Annotated in this window: 22 protein-coding genes; 10 read left to right on the plus strand and 12 right to left on the minus strand. The window is 33.0% G+C overall.

The features are described 5' to 3' along the window. The first annotated feature begins 8 nt into the window (after nucleotides 1–8). Together NsoK4_RS08930 and NsoK4_RS08935 are read left to right on the plus strand one after the other, a co-directional pair. A complete protein-coding gene (locus tag NsoK4_RS08930) occupies nucleotides 9–461 on the plus strand; it encodes a Mut7-C RNAse domain-containing protein (protein WP_211687191.1) in 453 nt (150 codons plus the stop codon). Then, the gene (locus tag NsoK4_RS08935; RefSeq protein WP_211687192.1) at nucleotides 445–1,056 is read left to right on the plus strand and encodes a TIGR00296 family protein; all 612 of its coding nucleotides are present in this window, start codon (nucleotides 445–447) and stop codon (nucleotides 1,054–1,056) included. The genes NsoK4_RS08930 and NsoK4_RS08935 overlap by 17 nt, the downstream gene beginning before the upstream one ends. Here NsoK4_RS08935 and NsoK4_RS08940 read toward each other — a convergent pair. Together NsoK4_RS08940 and NsoK4_RS08945 are read right to left on the minus strand one after the other, a co-directional pair. Further along, the gene (locus tag NsoK4_RS08940; protein ID WP_211687193.1) at nucleotides 1,037–1,429 is read right to left on the minus strand and encodes an aconitase X swivel domain-containing protein; all 393 of its coding nucleotides are present in this window, start codon (nucleotides 1,427–1,429) and stop codon (nucleotides 1,037–1,039) included. The two genes, NsoK4_RS08935 and NsoK4_RS08940, sit on opposite strands and share 20 nt — an antisense overlap. Then, nucleotides 1,426–2,580, minus strand: coding sequence for an aconitase X catalytic domain-containing protein (locus NsoK4_RS08945; protein ID WP_211687194.1), 1,155 nt, complete (start codon nucleotides 2,578–2,580; stop codon nucleotides 1,426–1,428). The genes NsoK4_RS08940 and NsoK4_RS08945 overlap by 4 nt, the downstream gene beginning before the upstream one ends. Nucleotides 2,581–2,633: 53 nt before the next feature. On the opposite strand from NsoK4_RS08945, the gene nth reads away from it, so the two are divergent. After that, entirely contained in the window at nucleotides 2,634–3,287 is a 654-nt protein-coding gene (nth, locus tag NsoK4_RS08950) for an endonuclease III (RefSeq protein ID WP_211687195.1), read from the plus strand. On the opposite strand, the gene NsoK4_RS08955 is transcribed toward nth, so the two are convergent. Genes NsoK4_RS08955 through NsoK4_RS08965 form a run of 3 tightly spaced genes read right to left on the minus strand, consistent with a single transcriptional unit; the run spans nucleotide 3,271 to nucleotide 5,839 of the window. Then, nucleotides 3,271–3,939 (minus strand): hypothetical protein, encoded by a 669-nt coding sequence (locus tag NsoK4_RS08955; protein ID WP_211687196.1) that lies wholly within the window; start codon nucleotides 3,937–3,939, stop codon nucleotides 3,271–3,273. The two genes, nth and NsoK4_RS08955, sit on opposite strands and share 17 nt — an antisense overlap. Nucleotides 3,940–3,969: 30 nt before the next feature. After that, a complete protein-coding gene (gene sat, locus NsoK4_RS08960; RefSeq protein ID WP_211687197.1) occupies nucleotides 3,970–5,112 on the minus strand; it encodes a sulfate adenylyltransferase in 1,143 nt (380 codons plus the stop codon). A 1-nt stretch (nucleotide 5,113) separates the two neighbouring features. Then, a complete protein-coding gene (locus tag NsoK4_RS08965; protein WP_211687198.1) occupies nucleotides 5,114–5,839 on the minus strand; it encodes a phosphoadenylyl-sulfate reductase in 726 nt (241 codons plus the stop codon). An 83-nt stretch (nucleotides 5,840–5,922) separates the two neighbouring features. Between NsoK4_RS08965 and NsoK4_RS08970 the strand changes: the two genes are divergently transcribed. From NsoK4_RS08970 to NsoK4_RS08985, 4 genes are all read left to right on the plus strand, one after another. Further along, a complete protein-coding gene (locus NsoK4_RS08970; protein ID WP_211689033.1) occupies nucleotides 5,923–7,047 on the plus strand; it encodes a thiamine biosynthesis protein in 1,125 nt (374 codons plus the stop codon). Between the two features lie 31 nt (nucleotides 7,048–7,078). Beyond that, on the plus strand, nucleotides 7,079–8,314 hold the full coding sequence (locus NsoK4_RS08975; RefSeq protein ID WP_211687199.1) for a glycosyltransferase: 1,236 nt from the start codon (nucleotides 7,079–7,081) through the stop codon (nucleotides 8,312–8,314). A 152-nt stretch (nucleotides 8,315–8,466) separates the two neighbouring features. After that, on the plus strand, nucleotides 8,467–8,778 hold the full coding sequence (locus NsoK4_RS08980) for a hypothetical protein (RefSeq protein ID WP_211687200.1): 312 nt from the start codon (nucleotides 8,467–8,469) through the stop codon (nucleotides 8,776–8,778). Between the two features lie 9 nt (nucleotides 8,779–8,787). Continuing rightward, entirely contained in the window at nucleotides 8,788–9,183 is a 396-nt protein-coding gene (locus tag NsoK4_RS08985) for a hypothetical protein (RefSeq protein WP_211687201.1), read from the plus strand. A 1-nt stretch (nucleotide 9,184) separates the two neighbouring features. On the opposite strand, the gene NsoK4_RS08990 is transcribed toward NsoK4_RS08985, so the two are convergent. The 4 genes from NsoK4_RS08990 to NsoK4_RS09005 form a co-directional block, all read right to left on the minus strand. Then, entirely contained in the window at nucleotides 9,185–9,982 is a 798-nt protein-coding gene (locus NsoK4_RS08990) for an SDR family oxidoreductase (protein ID WP_211687202.1), read from the minus strand. A 48-nt stretch (nucleotides 9,983–10,030) separates the two neighbouring features. Beyond that, nucleotides 10,031–10,435: a hypothetical protein gene (locus tag NsoK4_RS08995; RefSeq protein WP_211687203.1), complete on the minus strand. Its 405-nt coding sequence runs from the start codon at nucleotides 10,433–10,435 to the stop codon at nucleotides 10,031–10,033. Nucleotides 10,436–10,527: 92 nt separating this feature from the next. After that, a complete protein-coding gene (locus tag NsoK4_RS09000; RefSeq protein WP_211687204.1) occupies nucleotides 10,528–11,544 on the minus strand; it encodes a lysylphosphatidylglycerol synthase transmembrane domain-containing protein in 1,017 nt (338 codons plus the stop codon). A gap of 85 nt (nucleotides 11,545–11,629) precedes the next feature. Then, nucleotides 11,630–11,785, minus strand: coding sequence for a hypothetical protein (locus tag NsoK4_RS09005; RefSeq protein WP_211687205.1), 156 nt, complete (start codon nucleotides 11,783–11,785; stop codon nucleotides 11,630–11,632). Between the two features lie 126 nt (nucleotides 11,786–11,911). On the opposite strand from NsoK4_RS09005, the gene NsoK4_RS09010 reads away from it, so the two are divergent. From NsoK4_RS09010 to NsoK4_RS09020, 3 genes are read left to right on the plus strand one after another with little or no spacing between them, the layout of a single operon-like run. Then, nucleotides 11,912–12,670, plus strand: a complete 759-nt coding sequence (locus tag NsoK4_RS09010) for an ATP/GTP-binding protein (protein WP_211687206.1) — start codon at nucleotides 11,912–11,914, stop codon at nucleotides 12,668–12,670. Next, the gene (locus NsoK4_RS09015) at nucleotides 12,671–13,597 is read left to right on the plus strand and encodes a homoserine kinase (protein ID WP_211687207.1); all 927 of its coding nucleotides are present in this window, start codon (nucleotides 12,671–12,673) and stop codon (nucleotides 13,595–13,597) included. Between the two features lie 4 nt (nucleotides 13,598–13,601). Beyond that, the gene (locus NsoK4_RS09020; RefSeq protein WP_211687208.1) at nucleotides 13,602–14,276 is read left to right on the plus strand and encodes a 7-cyano-7-deazaguanine synthase; all 675 of its coding nucleotides are present in this window, start codon (nucleotides 13,602–13,604) and stop codon (nucleotides 14,274–14,276) included. Nucleotides 14,277–14,278: 2 nt separating this feature from the next. On the opposite strand, the gene NsoK4_RS09025 is transcribed toward NsoK4_RS09020, so the two are convergent. The 3 genes from NsoK4_RS09025 to NsoK4_RS09035 form a co-directional block, all read right to left on the minus strand. After that, nucleotides 14,279–14,530, minus strand: a complete 252-nt coding sequence (locus NsoK4_RS09025) for a hypothetical protein (protein WP_211687209.1) — start codon at nucleotides 14,528–14,530, stop codon at nucleotides 14,279–14,281. Nucleotides 14,531–14,571: 41 nt separating this feature from the next. Beyond that, on the minus strand, nucleotides 14,572–15,129 hold the full coding sequence (gene folE / locus NsoK4_RS09030) for a GTP cyclohydrolase I FolE (protein WP_211687210.1): 558 nt from the start codon (nucleotides 15,127–15,129) through the stop codon (nucleotides 14,572–14,574). 62 nt (nucleotides 15,130–15,191) lie between these two features. Next, entirely contained in the window at nucleotides 15,192–15,905 is a 714-nt protein-coding gene (locus NsoK4_RS09035) for a 7-carboxy-7-deazaguanine synthase QueE (protein WP_211687211.1), read from the minus strand. Nucleotides 15,906–15,929: the final 24 nt, after the last annotated feature.

The raw sequence follows: 15,929 nt of genomic DNA on the forward strand, positions 1-15,929 counted from the left end.
TAGATTCAATGCTAGGAAATGTTGCAAAAAAAATGCGACTGTTAGGATATGATTCAAAATATGATGCAGATATCGATGATGATAAATTGATCGAAGAGGCAAAAAATGAAGATAGAGTAATTGTCTCAAGAGATGAAAGTTTGGTAAGAAAATCAAAAAAAGCAGGTTTGAAATCAATTCTTGTTTCAAGACATGATGAAATTGGACAGTTTTTAGAGATAATCAATAGTTCAGGCATAGCAATTTCTCAGATTAATGGAGACATTGCCAGATGTCCTAAATGTAATTCCAATACAGAAGTTGTTTTGAAATCATCAGTAAAAGAATTGATTCCTCCCAAAGTTTTTGAAATAAATGAAAAATTCTGGAAGTGTAAAGGCTGCAATCAAGTATATTGGGAAGGCACACATATAACAAATCTACAGAGATTTGTGATGGAGATAAATGAAAGATTACAATAATCTAACTCAAAAAGAAGGAGAGGTTCTTGTAAAGACAGCAAGAAGAATCGTTACAGAGTATCTCAGATCAGAAACAGTGTCTGAGCTAGACAAAAACTTTAGAGAGGATTTTTCTTTTAATGCAGGAGTATTTGTTACCTTAAACAACCCTATTGGTTTGAGAGGTTGTATTGGATATCCTTTGCCAGATAAAAAATTGTTTTTAGCATTAAAAGATGCCGCAATTGCAGCTGCAGTTGAAGATCCTAGATTTCCTCCTATAAAAAGTGAAGAATTGGAATCAATTTCCTTTGAAGTAACTGTTTTGACACCACCAAGAAAAATCATAGTAAATGATCCAAAAGAGTATCTATCAGAAATTAAAGTTGGAAGAGATGGATTAATTGTTAGAAATGGTTTTAATTCAGGATTGTTGTTACCGCAAGTTCCAGTCGAATACAATTGGAATGAACAAGAATTTTTAGAATACACATGTGAAAAGGCAGGATTGTCAAAAGATCATTGGAAAGATTCCAATACAGAGATTGAAAAATTTGAGGGTATTGTCTTTAAAGAAGAAAAACCAAATGGTTCAGTTATTCAAGAAAAGTTATAGGATTTGAGGAATCGGTGTCTAATGAAATTTTTTGCCCATTATGCAATGAAGAAAATTCTTCATCAGATATTGTTATCAGAGGAATATTTGCAAGTGCACATCCAGTAGCAACAGTAAGATCTGCTTTTTGACATATCATAGCAAGCGGTGCAGAATTGTTTGATTTTATAGAATAGATAGTGTATGCACCAACACTACTTCCAACACCAGAAGGAAAAACAAGTATCGAATCTCTTATGGATTTATTGTAAAGTTCATGATTTTTGTCACTAATTATGCCTGTTTTTTTGTCAACTGTGCCTAGAAAGTTTATCGGATCATGTGATTTTAAGACGGTACCTTTTGTTTTTCCTTTAACCAGAATTTTTTTCATCTTGTCTCATCTTCAACAATCTGCGATAATGGTTTTAAATTGATATCTACACCGTTTGAATTTTTGAGATAAAACGCACCCTTTATGCTATTTGTAGTGACAGAGTCAACATCATCTTTGTTAATCAAGGGGGTAAGACATGTACAGCAGTCTGAAAGTATTTCACATCCAGCCCTTTCAAGCTCATTTGTATATCCAATCTTTCTTGCTTGCTTTTTTACAGATCGTGGACAGAATATCATACATCTCTTTTTAAAAGATCGTCCCTTTAGTTTATGTGTAAGATCCGATATTTCTTCCAAGCCCAGTTGTGGGCTGCCAAGTGTAATAAGATCGCCTTTCTCTGCAGTGTTTAGTTCATCATAAACATTTTGCATCTCCTTTTTATCAAAATCAACTTTTTCACAATCAGGTTCACCATCACCAAAAACAAACTTTGCACAGGTTCCAGAAGTTCCCATACCACCACACAGTGCTTTGCAGCTACGTCTATCCATTTCACCAACTCCTGAAATATTTACAGAGTTGTTACCAACTTTACCTGCAAAAAATCCAAGCATTCCAAAGGTCAGCTCATTTGGATCATCAACTCTCATCCTGATTGTAAGATTTGGGTTATCGTCTTTTCGAAGTGAAGAGTATGGACTTTTTCCAGTTATTGCACTTGCAAGTGCACTAAATGCACTTTCTTTATTTGTTTTCAAGTTATCAAAAGAATTTGCATGTATAGCTGCATTGCTTTCAGCAAAGGATACTTGAGTTCCTTCTTTTGGAATATCAAAAATTTCATACGGAATACATGAAAAAGAAGGAGTCACACCCATTGTCTCATATGAATTCTTGATTGAAAGTTGTTTTGAAATAAAATTCTCATCCAGACCATAGTTTGATACGTTATCAATATCAAAGCCCATTGGATTTAACGTAGTCTTGACCTTTACCCGTGCATCCTTACTAATACTGGCAAGAAATTCTTCTCCTGCATCGCCAATTGTATTGTAATTTACGCCTGAAAGATGTGCCCACTCAATAGGAATTAGTTTTTCAGCATCTGTTGCTTCACCGGTGGCCACCAAAATTCGGTAGGCCATCTGCATGATTTCACCTTGTTCACCTTTTAGTGCAGATTCCTCTTCTTTAGTAAGTTCCATCATCATTAGTGAATATTACAGATATAATACTTGTACGTATAATCTCAATAGAAATGCAAAAAATTCTTCGTGGAATGATGGATACCATGAATTCTGTTAAGCCTCCAAGAATGACTGCATTAAGAGAATTGCACGAAGCTGAGACTGGAGGTCCTTTCAGTATTTTAATCGGTACTATTTTATCAGCGAGAACAAAAGATGAAAGTACAACCAAAGTTGTAAAAGCATTATTTTCTAAATATAAAAATGCAAAAGCACTTGCAAATGCCAAAGTAAAAGATGTTGAAAAAATAATAAAACCAATTGGTTTCTATCATGTAAAATCTAAAAGAATTATCGAAGTGGCAAAAATTGTAAATTCAAAATACAAGGGAAATGTTCCTGAAAATTTAGATAAACTTGTAGAATTGCCAGGTGTTGGAAGGAAGACGGCAAACTGTGTCTTAGTGTATGCATTTGAAAAGCCAGCCATCCCAGTTGATATTCATGTTCATAGGATATCAAACAGATTGGGTTTGGTTAATACGAAAACCCCAGAAGAAACAGAACAAGAACTGATGGCAAAAATTCCAAAAAAATTTTGGATTGATATTAATGATACATTTGTAATGTACGGTCAAAATATTTGTAAACCAATATCGCCAATGTGCAATGTTTGCAAAATTAGAAACGATTGCAAATTTTACAAATCTAAGAGCGTTTCTTAGTTAGAAACAACACTCCAACTAAGACCCCAATTCCAGCTGCTACATAGAATGGGAATAATGCAAATACATTCTTTGAAGGATCACCAGAGAGAAATTCTACGGTCATACTTCCCGAGTTTACTGCTGGTGGATCTGAACTACTTTCCATACCATGCACAGAATATGAGTCAAAGGCGAATTTTCCGATATCAAGATTGGAAACTACAATTCTAGCACCGTTATTTACGGTCAGACCTGCACGTTCAGTGTATGATACAATAATTTTGGCTTCAGAAAACCAACCTCTCTCTAAATTACGATGAACAACAACGTATCCTTCCTTGGGAGTCTTTACAGCAACCCAAAATTTGTGATTAGGCTGAGAACCCATTCCTATTTCAACAAATCGCTCTGGATCTTCTTTTTCATATATTTTCAAAACAGCATTTCCGTCAGGATTTGCATAAATTAGATTATTATCAATTGTAGCTTGCCAGCTAACTTCGTGTGTTTTTTCCATTTGAATAACAGCTGCATCACGAGCAATTTTGTTGAATTCTTCACCGGGAATTTCAATTGTATCAATTACTAGAGATGGATTTGTTTCTTCCTGAGCAAATGCAGGAAAAATAAGAAATCCTGAAAATAAAATTAGAGTAATTAGATATTTCACAAGCTAAATCATGTTAGAGTGAATAAATATCTAATCAACAAAAGGATGAGAAGAGTCCAAGATTACCTTTGATACTTCAGGTCTTAAGATAAATTCAGATGGGGCTTGTCCATTCTGAATCATCTCTCTTAGTTTGGTTCCACTGATTTGCTCTTTTGCGTCATCATCATGTGGACATGCTTTTGGATTTGTGTATGTCAAACATTTTCTGCAATAGAAAAATGCTGGAAAAAATACTGGAGAAATTTCCAATTCTGGGTAATCGTTGAATATTTTTTGAGCTGCGAATGGATCATAAAAGTTTCCAACACCTGCATGATCTCTTCCAATAATGATATGTGTGCACCCATAATTTTGTCTCATAATGGCATGATGTATTGCTTCTTTAGGTCCAGCATATTTCATTTCAGTATGCAATGTTCCAAGCTTGCATCTGTTTTCGGGATAATAATGCTTGATCATTGTCTCATAGCATTTTACGATAACTTCATCAACAAAATCACCAGATTTTTTCTTTCCAATAATTGGATTAACAAATACACCATCTCTTGTAGTAATTGATGTTTTTTGCAACATTTCATGGGCTACGTGTGGTGGATTTCTAGTTTGAAATGCAACAATTGTTTTCCATCCAGCTTTTGCAAAAGCCTCTCTTGTTTGCGTAGGAGATAAACGATATTTTCTGATCTCAGTCTCTTCGGGTCTTTGAATATAATCGATTTTTCCTCCTACAAGATAGTCTTTCATAGACAGTGTTTTTGCAACACCAGGATGTGATGAATCAGTAGTTCCATAGACTCCCTTTGAGGTATTTTCCTTGTCAAATGTAAAAGTCTCCTCTACATGTAAAATTGCAACACCGATACCTTCTGGGTTTTTCAACAAGACATCACCAGATTCTTTTAATTTTGTTGCAGTTTCTTGATCAACATCTAATACAGTTGGAATAGTCCATGCCAAACCATTTGTCAGTCTACCTTTTGAAACAACATTTTCAAAGTCTTGTTGACCTAAAAATCCCTCTAAAGGACTGAATATTCCGTCTGCAATGTTTTCAACATCATTTGCTAAATCCTCAGTTATTGTGATAGAATCTAATCCTACAGGATCTGCTTTTGTTATTCTATTAACTAATTTTCCACCGTGTGGTTTAATTGAATTTTCTTCTGACATGTCAATCCATCCGTTTTCGCTCTATATGAAGGCCACATTCTTTATGTTCTCCTTGTTCCCACCACCATCTACCAGAACGAAGATCTTCACCAGGTTTGATCGGTCTAGTACAAGGCTCACATCCAATGCTTGGATATCCTTTGTCTAAAAGACTGTTGTAGGGTAAATTGTTCTTTTTGATATAATTTTGAACATCATCCCAAGTCCAGTCAATTATTGGATTGATTTTCAAAATTCCCCCATGACCATTATCAATTTGAAAAATGTTAACATCCTTTCTGACTTCTGTTTGATCACGTCTTAATCCCGTAATCCAGCCATCTAACGTACTAAGCATTCTATTAATTGGATGAACTTTACGAATTTCACAGCAAAGTTTTCTATTTTCAACACTATCATAGAAAAGATTCATGCCTTTTTCCCTAACCATTTCTTCAACTTCTTTAGTATCTGGAAATAGCACTTCAATTGTTATATTGTATTTTTTTCTAACAATATCCATTATATCATAAGTCTCTTGAGGAAGCCTGCCTGTATCTAAAGTAAAGAATCGAAATTTAGGATTAATTTTTAACATAATATCCATTATTACGGCATCTTCAGCCCCAAAACTAGAGGCTTTTGCAACTTTGGGATGCAGATTATCAGATGTCCATTGAAGAGCTTCCTCAGCTGTCTTTATCTTTTCATTGAGTTCATCTACTTGTTTCTGAGTAAATTTTGTCACAAAGACATTCAGATGATTTGTTTTATATTGATTACCTAAGTTTTAATCTAAATTATAAACAAGTACAAATGAAAAAAGAAAAGATGAAGGAAATATCATATGTAGTAGTTTTTCCAAATGATTTTTCTAAAAATAAAATTCCACAATTAATGGAAAACATCAAGAAAATTCTAAAAATAAAAAATCAACAGTTTAATTCAATAAAACGCGATGGAGATGTGATTTTGGTAGATGCAAATGATCCCGTTTTTTCATCTTCTGCAATAAATCTACTTTTTGGAATTAAAAAAATAGCTATTGCAAGACAGATTAAAAATGATTTTCAGGTAATTGTAAAAGAAATTGCTTCGGTTGGAGGAAACTTACTATTGAAAGGAGAAAGATTTCTAGTTCGAGTAGAAGGAAAATCAAAGGGATTCTTCACAAAAGATGTAGAGTTGTCTGCAACATCAGCAATTATTGAAAAAAAATCAAATATTGATGCAAAACCTGGAACTGATGAGAACTTTGACAAATTACTGTATACATATCTAACAAAAAATCATGGATATGTTTGTATTTTTATTGATAAAGGATTAGGAGGAATTCCATTTGATGCAAAAAAACAAGATACGATTTGTTGTATATATGATGAGATTTCTGCAATTTCTTGTTATGAGACAATAAAACAAGGATATAATTCTAAAATTATTGTTTGTTATAGACAAAAATCAGATCTTATAAACATTGTAAAAATGTTAAATCAAATAATTCCAAGGTTATTAAAACAAAAAATTGAAATTGATTTTTTTAATCTAAATATTTCAAATTATGGTACCAAGAATTATCTTTTGCTGGTAAAATCTGTTTTAGATGTTTTAATTAAACAAACTAAAAAAACAAATGTTAGATATGTCTCAATTGCATTATCTCCATTAATTTTTTCTAGGAATTTTATTGATGAGTCAATGAAACTTATTTTTGAAAATAATTTGTTACCAATACTACCATTATTTGGAATTAATGGGCAAATATTTGATGACCTAAAAGAGATAGGAATAGAAAAGAATATTTCAAAAATCAGAAAAATCATATCAATGAAATTAAATGAATCCACAAATCATATAAACAAAATAGCAGATGTAGTAAAATCAAAAAAGACAGTAATGGTTGATCTTGGTCCTAACAATATGCATGATATTTTAGATTCTTTTGAAGAAAATCATTGAAAATTTAAACAGCGTAATGCAGGTTTGATTTATGTATAAAATTGGTGAATTTATCTACCCTTGGGGAAGTGGACATTATTCTAGAATGATGAGGTTAAATTCAATACTTGGAGATTATATCAAAGAGGATTTTGAAGTTCATTATTCGAGTAAGGATCACGTTTATCAAAAATTATTAGAAAAATTTCCTGACAAAAAAGATCACATTCATGAGATTTTAATGCCAACACCAATTGACGGAAAATTTGGTCCAAGTGTTTCATTATCAATGCTCAATCTATTGTTGCCAGTATCAGATAATCCCTCACTTGTAAAACAAATTGCAAGTTACTTGAGACAGGAAAGAAAATTGTATGATAAAGAAAAGTTTGATGTGGTAATAAATGATGGTGATATGGGTTCTAATATTTTAGCGAAAAACCGGAATATTCCAAGTTTGTTTATTACAAATCAGTTTAGACCAAAATTATACAAATCAAGATCTTATTTTTATCCATCGTTAATCTTTGTTGCAAAACAAATTGAAAAAGCTACAAAAATTCTTGTTGCAGATTCGCCACCACCATATACACTATGTGAATATAATCTCAATTTTACAAAAGAAGCAGAAAAAAAAGTAGAATATGTAGGGCATTTTACAAATTCTAAAAAAATAGAAAAGACAAATTCAACAGATTTAGAACGTTTGGTTAAAGATTCAGATTTTGGATATTGGATGAGAACTGGAAACAAATCAACAAATGATGGAACTGGACAAAGATATGAAGAGGTCTTTCATAATGACAAGATGATAAATGAAAAAAGAATCATATCTCATGCAAGAAATGATTCATCAATTGATTCTGTGATAGGAACTGATGGCAAAAAATATTCAATATCTGATGCATTTGATAAGAAATTGGATTGGATTCAAATAGATGTAGGATTTCTTTCTGAACAAGAAAAAGACACTGTTCTGAATCAGTGCAAATATGCTGTTGTTAATGGTTCTCATACTGTAATGGGTGAAATTCTTGGAGGAAAATCAAAGCCAATTATAGGTATGCCAATTTATGATGAACATACTAATAACATAAGATGGGCAGATGAAAAAAATCTTGGTGTTTTGGCCACAAATACAAAACAAGTAATCAAAGCAATATCCAGAATTAAAGAGAGTTACAACAATTTTGAAGAAAATTTAGTTGAATTCTCAAGGAATTTTATTCCAAATGGGGCAGAAAATTCTGCAAAAATTGCAGCAATATCACTTGAAGAAAAGAGATAAAACAGATTTTTGTGATTTTTTCATATCTGGCACGCGGGATGTTCGATGGGCGAACTGACCGCAAGGGATGACGATAAAATCCGCGTGTCAGATAAATCGATCATAAGATATTGTGGGAACGCTTTTATGGAAAAAATTAGGGCAAAACATCAGTGCCTAACTGTCCCGAATGTACACACAGAGAAAAGAAGAAGATTCAAGCTAAATATGAAGAAGAGACTCTAGAAGAAGACAGAGATAGACAGGAATTATTCAAGTTATTTGATGAGATTGAAATTCCAATGAAAATGGATGAAAAGAATAGAAGGCATTTCATCTGTAAGCGTTGTGGACTGTATGCAACAAGAGAAGAGATTTCAGACATTAGATTCAAACTAAATCAAAAAGAAAAAACTCGTGAAGATAAACATGATGATTATCTAGATTGGTGGCAAAAAAGTAAAAAAGAAAAACAAGAAAATTAGTGATGTTTCATGGCAAAGAAAAAAGATGACATTCCTGATTGGGTTACAGATGAGATTCAAAATGCCAAATTTCAAAAACCACAAGAATTGAAACGTTCTGGATACATTCTTGAGATTTACGATGCGGATAATAAAGCAGATGCTCAGTTATATGATCCTGTAGAGGATGGTAGACATATCATAACAATGGATTTACCTAAAAAAATCAAAACATCAGACTTAGAAAAGGGTGTAGTTTATGAATTTACTTTTGATCAACATAAAGCTCCATTAAGTAAAAAAGTTTCAGATTATCTTCAAAAAGAAAAAGAGATTGACATGAATGCTATTTATCAATTTGAATTAAAGTCTATGGAATTATTAGATGTGGGTTCTAGTGAATCAACAGATGATATGGATGAATAGATTATTTAGATTTTGAATCTAGTTTTTTCTTAAATGTATTTCTTATAATTGGGTTTATTAAATATGGAAAAGTGTTTTTTATCCATATAGCTCCACGAACAACAGAAGGAACGACAATCTCCAATCGAGGAGAATTTGCTGCTTGAAGAATAACTTTTGCAACAGTTTTTGCATTAAGTGAAGTTGGTGAATATTTTGGAAATTTTTCAAATGATGGATGTTCAAAAAAAGCTGTTCTTACCATTATTGGACTAACAACAGTAATTCCGACTCCTGTGCCATTTAATTCATGTTTGAGTCCCTCTGAAAATCCTAACATAGCAAACTTTGATGCACAATATGATGCAATTCCCGGTAAACCAAAGCTTGCAGCAACAGATGCTACATTAACAATATGACCAGATTTTTTTTGTATCATTGATGGAAGAAAATTTTTGATACAATAAACCATTCCTAAATAATTTATTGCCATTTGCGATTCAATCTCTTCAATAGTAAGATCAGACACAGAACCATAAATTGCAAATCCAGCATTATTTACTAAAATATCAATTGAACCAAATTTTTTTAATACTTCTGAAGACATCTTTGCAACCTGTGATTTAACAGAAACATCACATGGGCAAACCATGATTTTTACGTTAAATTTTTCAAGTTTTTTTTGTAACTCTTCTAATTTTTCCTTTCTTCTTGCAACAAGAACTAGATTTGAGCCATTTTTCGCAAATTCTATTGCTGTTTCTTTTCCAATTCCAGATGATGCTCCTGTAATTAGTATAATTTTATTTTTAAAATCCACGAAATAAAAAGAAAGTTATTGGATAAAGTGGTTTCGTAAAAATGATTTTTATGCACAGATAGGAATGTCTAGGCCATCTAAGTACTCGTTAAGAAGGGATAGTTCTTTGTTTGAGTCAATTACTCCATTAGGGTTGTTGGAGGGGATAGACTCTTCAATCATTTTAATATTATTTTTAACAGCAGATATATCGACTGGTTTACCATTATCTACAATCCAATCTACAAGTTCATCTGCATCAATTACCCCATCAGATTCATGTCCAGTATCAGAATCATATCCATCACATTCAGTAAATGCTCCTGTGCCACTTCCATCACAATGTTTGTTTCCAACATGTTTTGCATTATCATTATTACATGCCTGTGGCTTGTCACTAGGCTGATCGGCATAAGCATTAATGGACATTCCGAACATGCCAATGATAGCAATTGTCAAAATGGCAAACTGCATTATGCTTTTCATATTTTCATTTAATTAAAAATCATTAATAAACTAATCACTGTATGTTAGAAAATAATACATGCAATTTCCAGAATAGGGAATTAGTTCTGATTTTTCTTGGAAATCTTGCTTAATGCCAATTTTACCAGCAATAGCCAAGTAATTGCTATTGGTACATAGTATGTCGCGATTCTCCATCCAATTACAGCATCCCATGCAACTGTCCCCTCAGGAATATCAAAGTTGAATGGATCCAAATTATTTAGAAATGCAACAATGCCAAATTCTGCCAATCCAGAACCTCCAACAGTAATAGGAAGGTTTCCAATTGCATTTGCACCCATTACTGCCATGATAGAGTCAAAGGCATTTATGATGTAACCTGTTCCAAATGCAATAATCATAAAGGATGTTCCGTAAAAAGACCACGATATAAGAGAGAATAAAAATGATACGGTAAACACTTTTTTGGATTCAGTAGTTCTAAGATTTTTTCTGCTCATAGTACATACTTCTTCCATCCACATGTTAGTTTGTTCGATATACCTTTGGCCTTTTTCTTTCCCAAATCTATCTACAAGTTTTGAAAAAACTTTTGGTACTTGAAATGTTCTTTTTGATGACAAGAAAAACAATACCATCCATAATGATGTCACAGTAATGCTAGTACCCAAAATCACGCCTGCAACAACATATGCACCATGCATCAATGCAATAATTCCAGCCATTATTGACAATAAACCGCCTGCAAAAACTTCAGTTACAATATCCATAATTGCAATCCATGTTGACTTTGATGGCTTTACACCTTTTTTGTGTAGATAATAAATTACTATGAATTCTGCTCCTACAAACATTGGAGTGGTAAATTTTATGAATTCGCTTCCTACTCGGACACCTGTTAACTTCAAAATAGAATCAAAATTACCAAGATATTTTCTTGCAATGTACGCAAATTTTACTCCTTGAAGACCAAGTTTTATCATCATTGCTACCACACCACCTAAAAATGGAAAGAATCCTATAGCTAGTACATCTTCAATTTTAATATCAAACTGAATTGCAATGATAAAGATTGGAATAAGGGTAGCAGGAATGGCAACTAATCTCCAGTTCATTTGAAGATTTTTTTTCAAATACAAATATGAAAGTTGAGTAGCTAAGTTTTTGTTGAGATATTCACGCCTAAGTCTAGGCACAAAATTATGAAATTATTTGACTCTTGTTCTGATTAAATTCTTCTTTTATTTCAGAGAATAATGAATCTAATTGTTCAAAGTCACTTAGGTTTCTCTCTTGAAGCAATTTTATGACTAGTTCTTTTAGATACTCTTCTTTTTGGATAATTTTCTCAATCACATATTCTATGAAATGTTATAGTTAATGATCAGGACGGAAATTTTATCATAATTTGAATTCCGTTTTGGAAATTTTAAAATGTCAAACTAGTTTGAAATATAAGCAAATAGACAAAAACAGAACAGGTTGAAAACAATTTTTATTTCAGGTACTGCTGGTTCGGGAAAATCACTACTTACATCAAAACTAAGTGAATACCATACCAAAAATGGTGCATTTACTGCTGTCTTGAACTTAGATCCAGGGGTTGAGAATCTTCCATATACATGCGATATTGATGTCAGAGATTATGTAGATATTGTATCAATCATGAATCAATATGATTTAGGCCCAAATGGAGCACTGATTATGGCAAATGATCTTATTGCCTCAAAAATTGATGAAATTCAAAATGAGGTAAACAGAGTAAATCCAGATTATCTTATTGTAGATACTCCAGGACAGATTGAATTGTTTGCATATCGTTCTAGCGGAAGATTTCTTGTTGAAAACATAACATCTGATGAAAAAACAAACATCTTTCTATTTGATGGTGCATTAATTACGACACCAGTAAATTTTGTTTCAATTGCATTACTAGCAACATCAATCAGATTACGTTTGAATTTGCCAACAGTCAATGTTGTTACAAAAACGGATCTAATTGGGACAAAAATAAAAGACATCTTACAATGGTCTACAAATTTACGTACATTAGAAAATGCCATAGCAAACGAGGCCGATGGAGAAACATATTCTCTTACAACAAATATTCTACGAGGACTAAACTTGAGTGGATTTGCACAAGGATTGATTCCAATATCAAATGTTACAGGAGAAGGGATGGCAAATCTTGAGGGTGCCTTAAGCAGAATTCTTAACTTAGGTGAAGAGGTAGAAGACTAGATGGCATCAAAAGTTACGGTAAAAGCTCCTTCATCTACTGCAAATTTAGGGCCAGGGTTTGATGTGTTTGGGTTGGCAGTAGATGCATTCTTTGATGAAGTCACATTAACAAAAAAGAAAGAAAAAGGAATTACAATAATTTCTGCAGACAACATTCCTACAAATCCAGAACAAAATACTGCTGGATTGGTTGTGAAAAATATGATAAAAAAATTCAAAACTAAAGATGGTATTGAAATCAAAATCAAGAAAGGAGTTCCAGCTGGATTTGGTATGGGAAGTAGTGCAGCTTCAGCTGCAGCAGCTGCAGTAGCATTTAACAAGTTGTATAACTTGAAACTCGATGATAATTCTCTAGTAGAATTTGCAGGATCTGGTGAAAAGGCAAGTGCAGGGTCTGTTCACTATGATAATGTCGCAGCAGCTGTTTTGGGAGGATTTGTGATTGTAAGAACAAATCCGTTAAGTGTAATCAAAATTGAGCCACCTACAAATCTTAGAATGTGTATAGCAGTTCCCAAATTACAAGTCCCTAAAAAGAAGACAAAGGTTTCAAGGGGAGTTATTCCAAAAAAAGTAAAATTAACTGATAGTGTATTGAATCTATCAAATGCTGCATGCATTGTTACAGGTTTTATTAAAAAAGATCCTGGATTAATTGGAAGCTCAATCAAAGATGTGATTGTAGAGCCTGCAAGAAAACACATGATTCCAGGATTTTCCAGAGTTAAAGAAAATGCACTGAAGGCAGGAGCTGAGGGCGTGACAATTAGTGGTGCAGGCCCTTCAGTCATTGCATTTTCAAAAAGTTCAGCTGATCTTAAAAAAATCTCTGGTGCAATGTCTAGAGGATTTTCATCGGCAAAAACAAAGTGTCAAACAATAATCTGCAAGCCTAGCAAAGGTGCAATATCAAAGATAAAGTGATTTTATGAAAAAGGCAGTAATTGTGTTTAGTGGCGGAATAGACTCTGTATGTGCTGCTTCATTTTTAAAGTCAAAATATGAGCTGTATGGAATCTCGTTTTCATATGGTCAAAAGGCAAATAGGGAGATTGTTGCTGCCAAAACCTTTGCAAAAAAACTAGGCTTGAAAGAACACAAGATTGTAGATATTGATTTTATGAAGAGTCTTTATGGAGATTCAAATGTATTAACAAGCAAAAAAAGAAAGATTCCAAGCAAGTTTGATTATTCGATAGTAGTTCCTATTCGTAATGCAGTTTTCTTATCCATAGCATCTGCATGGGCATATACGCTAAATGCATCAGTTGTTGCATATGGAGCACATACGGGTGACAAGAATTATCCAGATTGCAGACCAGCCTTTGCTAAAAAATTAGAATCAGCATTTAATCAAGGAGAAATAGACGGAATAAACTCAGGGCTAAGAAAAGATATCAGCATATGGTCTCCCTATCGTGAGGGATTATCAAAAAGTGATCTTTTAAAGATTGGAATCAAAACTATGGGAAACTCAATTTTTAATACTTGGAGTTGTTATGCAAGTAAAAAACTTCATTGTGGCCAATGTGAATCTTGCAATAACAGAAAGGCTGCATTTTCAAATGCAAAAATTAATGACAGAACAAAATATCTAAAATAATTCTAGTATCGGGTTTCAAGAATTTTTCTTTTTAAAACCACGGTTCTAATTATGGCATACCAAATCAAGAAAATTCCCCCAACAATTCCCATAAAGACCCAATTTTGATCAACTGGAGTCAATCCTTGAATAGAGTTTGTTATTTCTCTTGAAACTAACATAGATACGGCAAGAACAATTCCAAATTCAATTGCATACCACGTCCAATTGGGCCAAGACTCTTTTGGAACATGAACATTTGGATGTGCTCCCATGTGTCATCTCAAAAAGATTGATTATTTAATTTTTCACTGTTTTAGAGTAAGTTCTCAGATGGACGTCTTCTGATCATGGCCATAATACTCTCTTTTTCTTCTTTATTTTCATAAATTCCTCTGTATGCTGAAGATGAAAGTAATGCGTCATTTCTTACTCCTCGCATCTTCATGCAAAGGTGCTCAGCATCAGCCAATACTACTACTCCTTTTACGCCTTGAGCATACAGTTCATCAGCAATATTTTTGGTCAGTCTTTCTTGAATCTGTAATCTTTTAGAATACTTTTCTACCAGTCTGACTAGTTTTGAGATTCCAAAAACTCTGCCATTTGGGGAATATGCAATGTGTATTTTTCCAAAAAATGGTAGCATGTGATGCTCACACATTGAATAAAACTGAATGTCTCTTGCAACAACTACGTCAGAATCCTCTGAGAATTGTACAGATAGTTCTGAATCAGATTCATATCCTCCAAAAATCTCTTTGTACATGTCTGCAATTCTTTCAGGAGTGTCAATTAATCCCTCACGTGTAGGATCTTCCCCAAGCTCAATAATTAATTCCCTAACGAGTTTTTTAACACGTTCTTTGTCCATTTTATAATCTCACAGATTTCTGCTAGTATTTGAACTTAATCTGATTATCAAGGTAAATGTCACTATGGTGCACCAATAAGTTTGTGAAGTTGAGGTACAACTTTGACATTAGAATAATATGGATAGACAGCATCATAGAGTTCCAGTAATAAGTCCAAGGAAGGCTCTGCTACTCCAAATGTAGGCTGTATGATAAATCCGTCAATGTTATCTTTTGAAACGGTATTGAATATTTTTTCAACAAGTAATTTGAAATCATGTAATTTTGTTTTCGAGCTGGTGACAATTTTGATGTAAGTAGTCTTTTTAGCAGACATTGCTGATTCAAGACATTTACAAGCATTCTCAATTAATAGGTCATAGTGTTTTGAGTCAACAAATTCTGAATCCTTAGTCTTAAACTCTATTTTTACAATATCAATAAACGGTAAAACGTGATTGAATCTGTCTGCATCAAAACAAGATGATTCTAGATAAGTCAAGATATTTTTTGATTGAACGTATTTTGCTAATTCTGCTACAGCATTGTGTTGGATTAATGGATCACCGCCTGTAAAATTTACTTTGAATGTCTTGTCTTTCAAATTTTTGTCAATTAGTGCACATGTATCCTCTATTGAATATTCATCGCCTGAATCAAGCGGGAGGGATTCCTTAGTATCACAATAAAAGCATGTGAAAGGACATCCAGCTAATCTAACAAAAAGTGTCTTTGTTCCAAACAGAATCCCCTCGCCTTCAATTGATGTGAATATCTCAAATAATCTTACACTCAATGATTTTTTAGATTGTTTTCATTA

The organism is Nitrosopumilus sp. K4 (assembly GCF_018128925.1).
Lineage (GTDB): Archaea > Thermoproteota > Nitrososphaeria > Nitrososphaerales > Nitrosopumilaceae > HKST03.

Excerpts from the sequence above, each read along its gene's own strand:
- sat (WP_211687197.1), bottom strand. The coding sequence starts at position 5,112 with ATGTCAGAAGAAAATTCAATTAAACCACACGGTGGAAAATTAGTTAAT.
- NsoK4_RS08970 (WP_211689033.1), top strand. The coding sequence starts at position 5,923 with ATGAAGGAAATATCATATGTAGTAGTTTTTCCAAATGATTTTTCTAAA.
- NsoK4_RS09025 (WP_211687209.1), bottom strand. The coding sequence starts at position 14,530 with ATGGGAGCACATCCAAATGTTCATGTTCCAAAAGAGTCTTGGCCCAAT.
- NsoK4_RS09020 (WP_211687208.1), top strand. The coding sequence starts at position 13,602 with ATGAAAAAGGCAGTAATTGTGTTTAGTGGCGGAATAGACTCTGTATGT.
- NsoK4_RS09000 (WP_211687204.1), bottom strand. The coding sequence starts at position 11,544 with ATGAACTGGAGATTAGTTGCCATTCCTGCTACCCTTATTCCAATCTTT.
- NsoK4_RS08945 (WP_211687194.1), bottom strand. The coding sequence starts at position 2,580 with ATGGAACTTACTAAAGAAGAGGAATCTGCACTAAAAGGTGAACAAGGT.
- NsoK4_RS08995 (WP_211687203.1), bottom strand. The coding sequence starts at position 10,435 with ATGCAGTTTGCCATTTTGACAATTGCTATCATTGGCATGTTCGGAATG.
- nth (WP_211687195.1), top strand. The coding sequence starts at position 2,634 with ATGCAAAAAATTCTTCGTGGAATGATGGATACCATGAATTCTGTTAAG.
- NsoK4_RS08935 (WP_211687192.1), top strand. The coding sequence starts at position 445 with ATGAAAGATTACAATAATCTAACTCAAAAAGAAGGAGAGGTTCTTGTA.
- NsoK4_RS09015 (WP_211687207.1), top strand. The coding sequence starts at position 12,671 with ATGGCATCAAAAGTTACGGTAAAAGCTCCTTCATCTACTGCAAATTTA.
- NsoK4_RS08940 (WP_211687193.1), bottom strand. The coding sequence starts at position 1,429 with ATGAAAAAAATTCTGGTTAAAGGAAAAACAAAAGGTACCGTCTTAAAA.
- folE (WP_211687210.1), bottom strand. The coding sequence starts at position 15,129 with ATGGACAAAGAACGTGTTAAAAAACTCGTTAGGGAATTAATTATTGAG.
- NsoK4_RS08985 (WP_211687201.1), top strand. The coding sequence starts at position 8,788 with ATGGCAAAGAAAAAAGATGACATTCCTGATTGGGTTACAGATGAGATT.
- NsoK4_RS08930 (WP_211687191.1), top strand. The coding sequence starts at position 9 with ATGCTAGGAAATGTTGCAAAAAAAATGCGACTGTTAGGATATGATTCA.
- NsoK4_RS08975 (WP_211687199.1), top strand. The coding sequence starts at position 7,079 with ATGTATAAAATTGGTGAATTTATCTACCCTTGGGGAAGTGGACATTAT.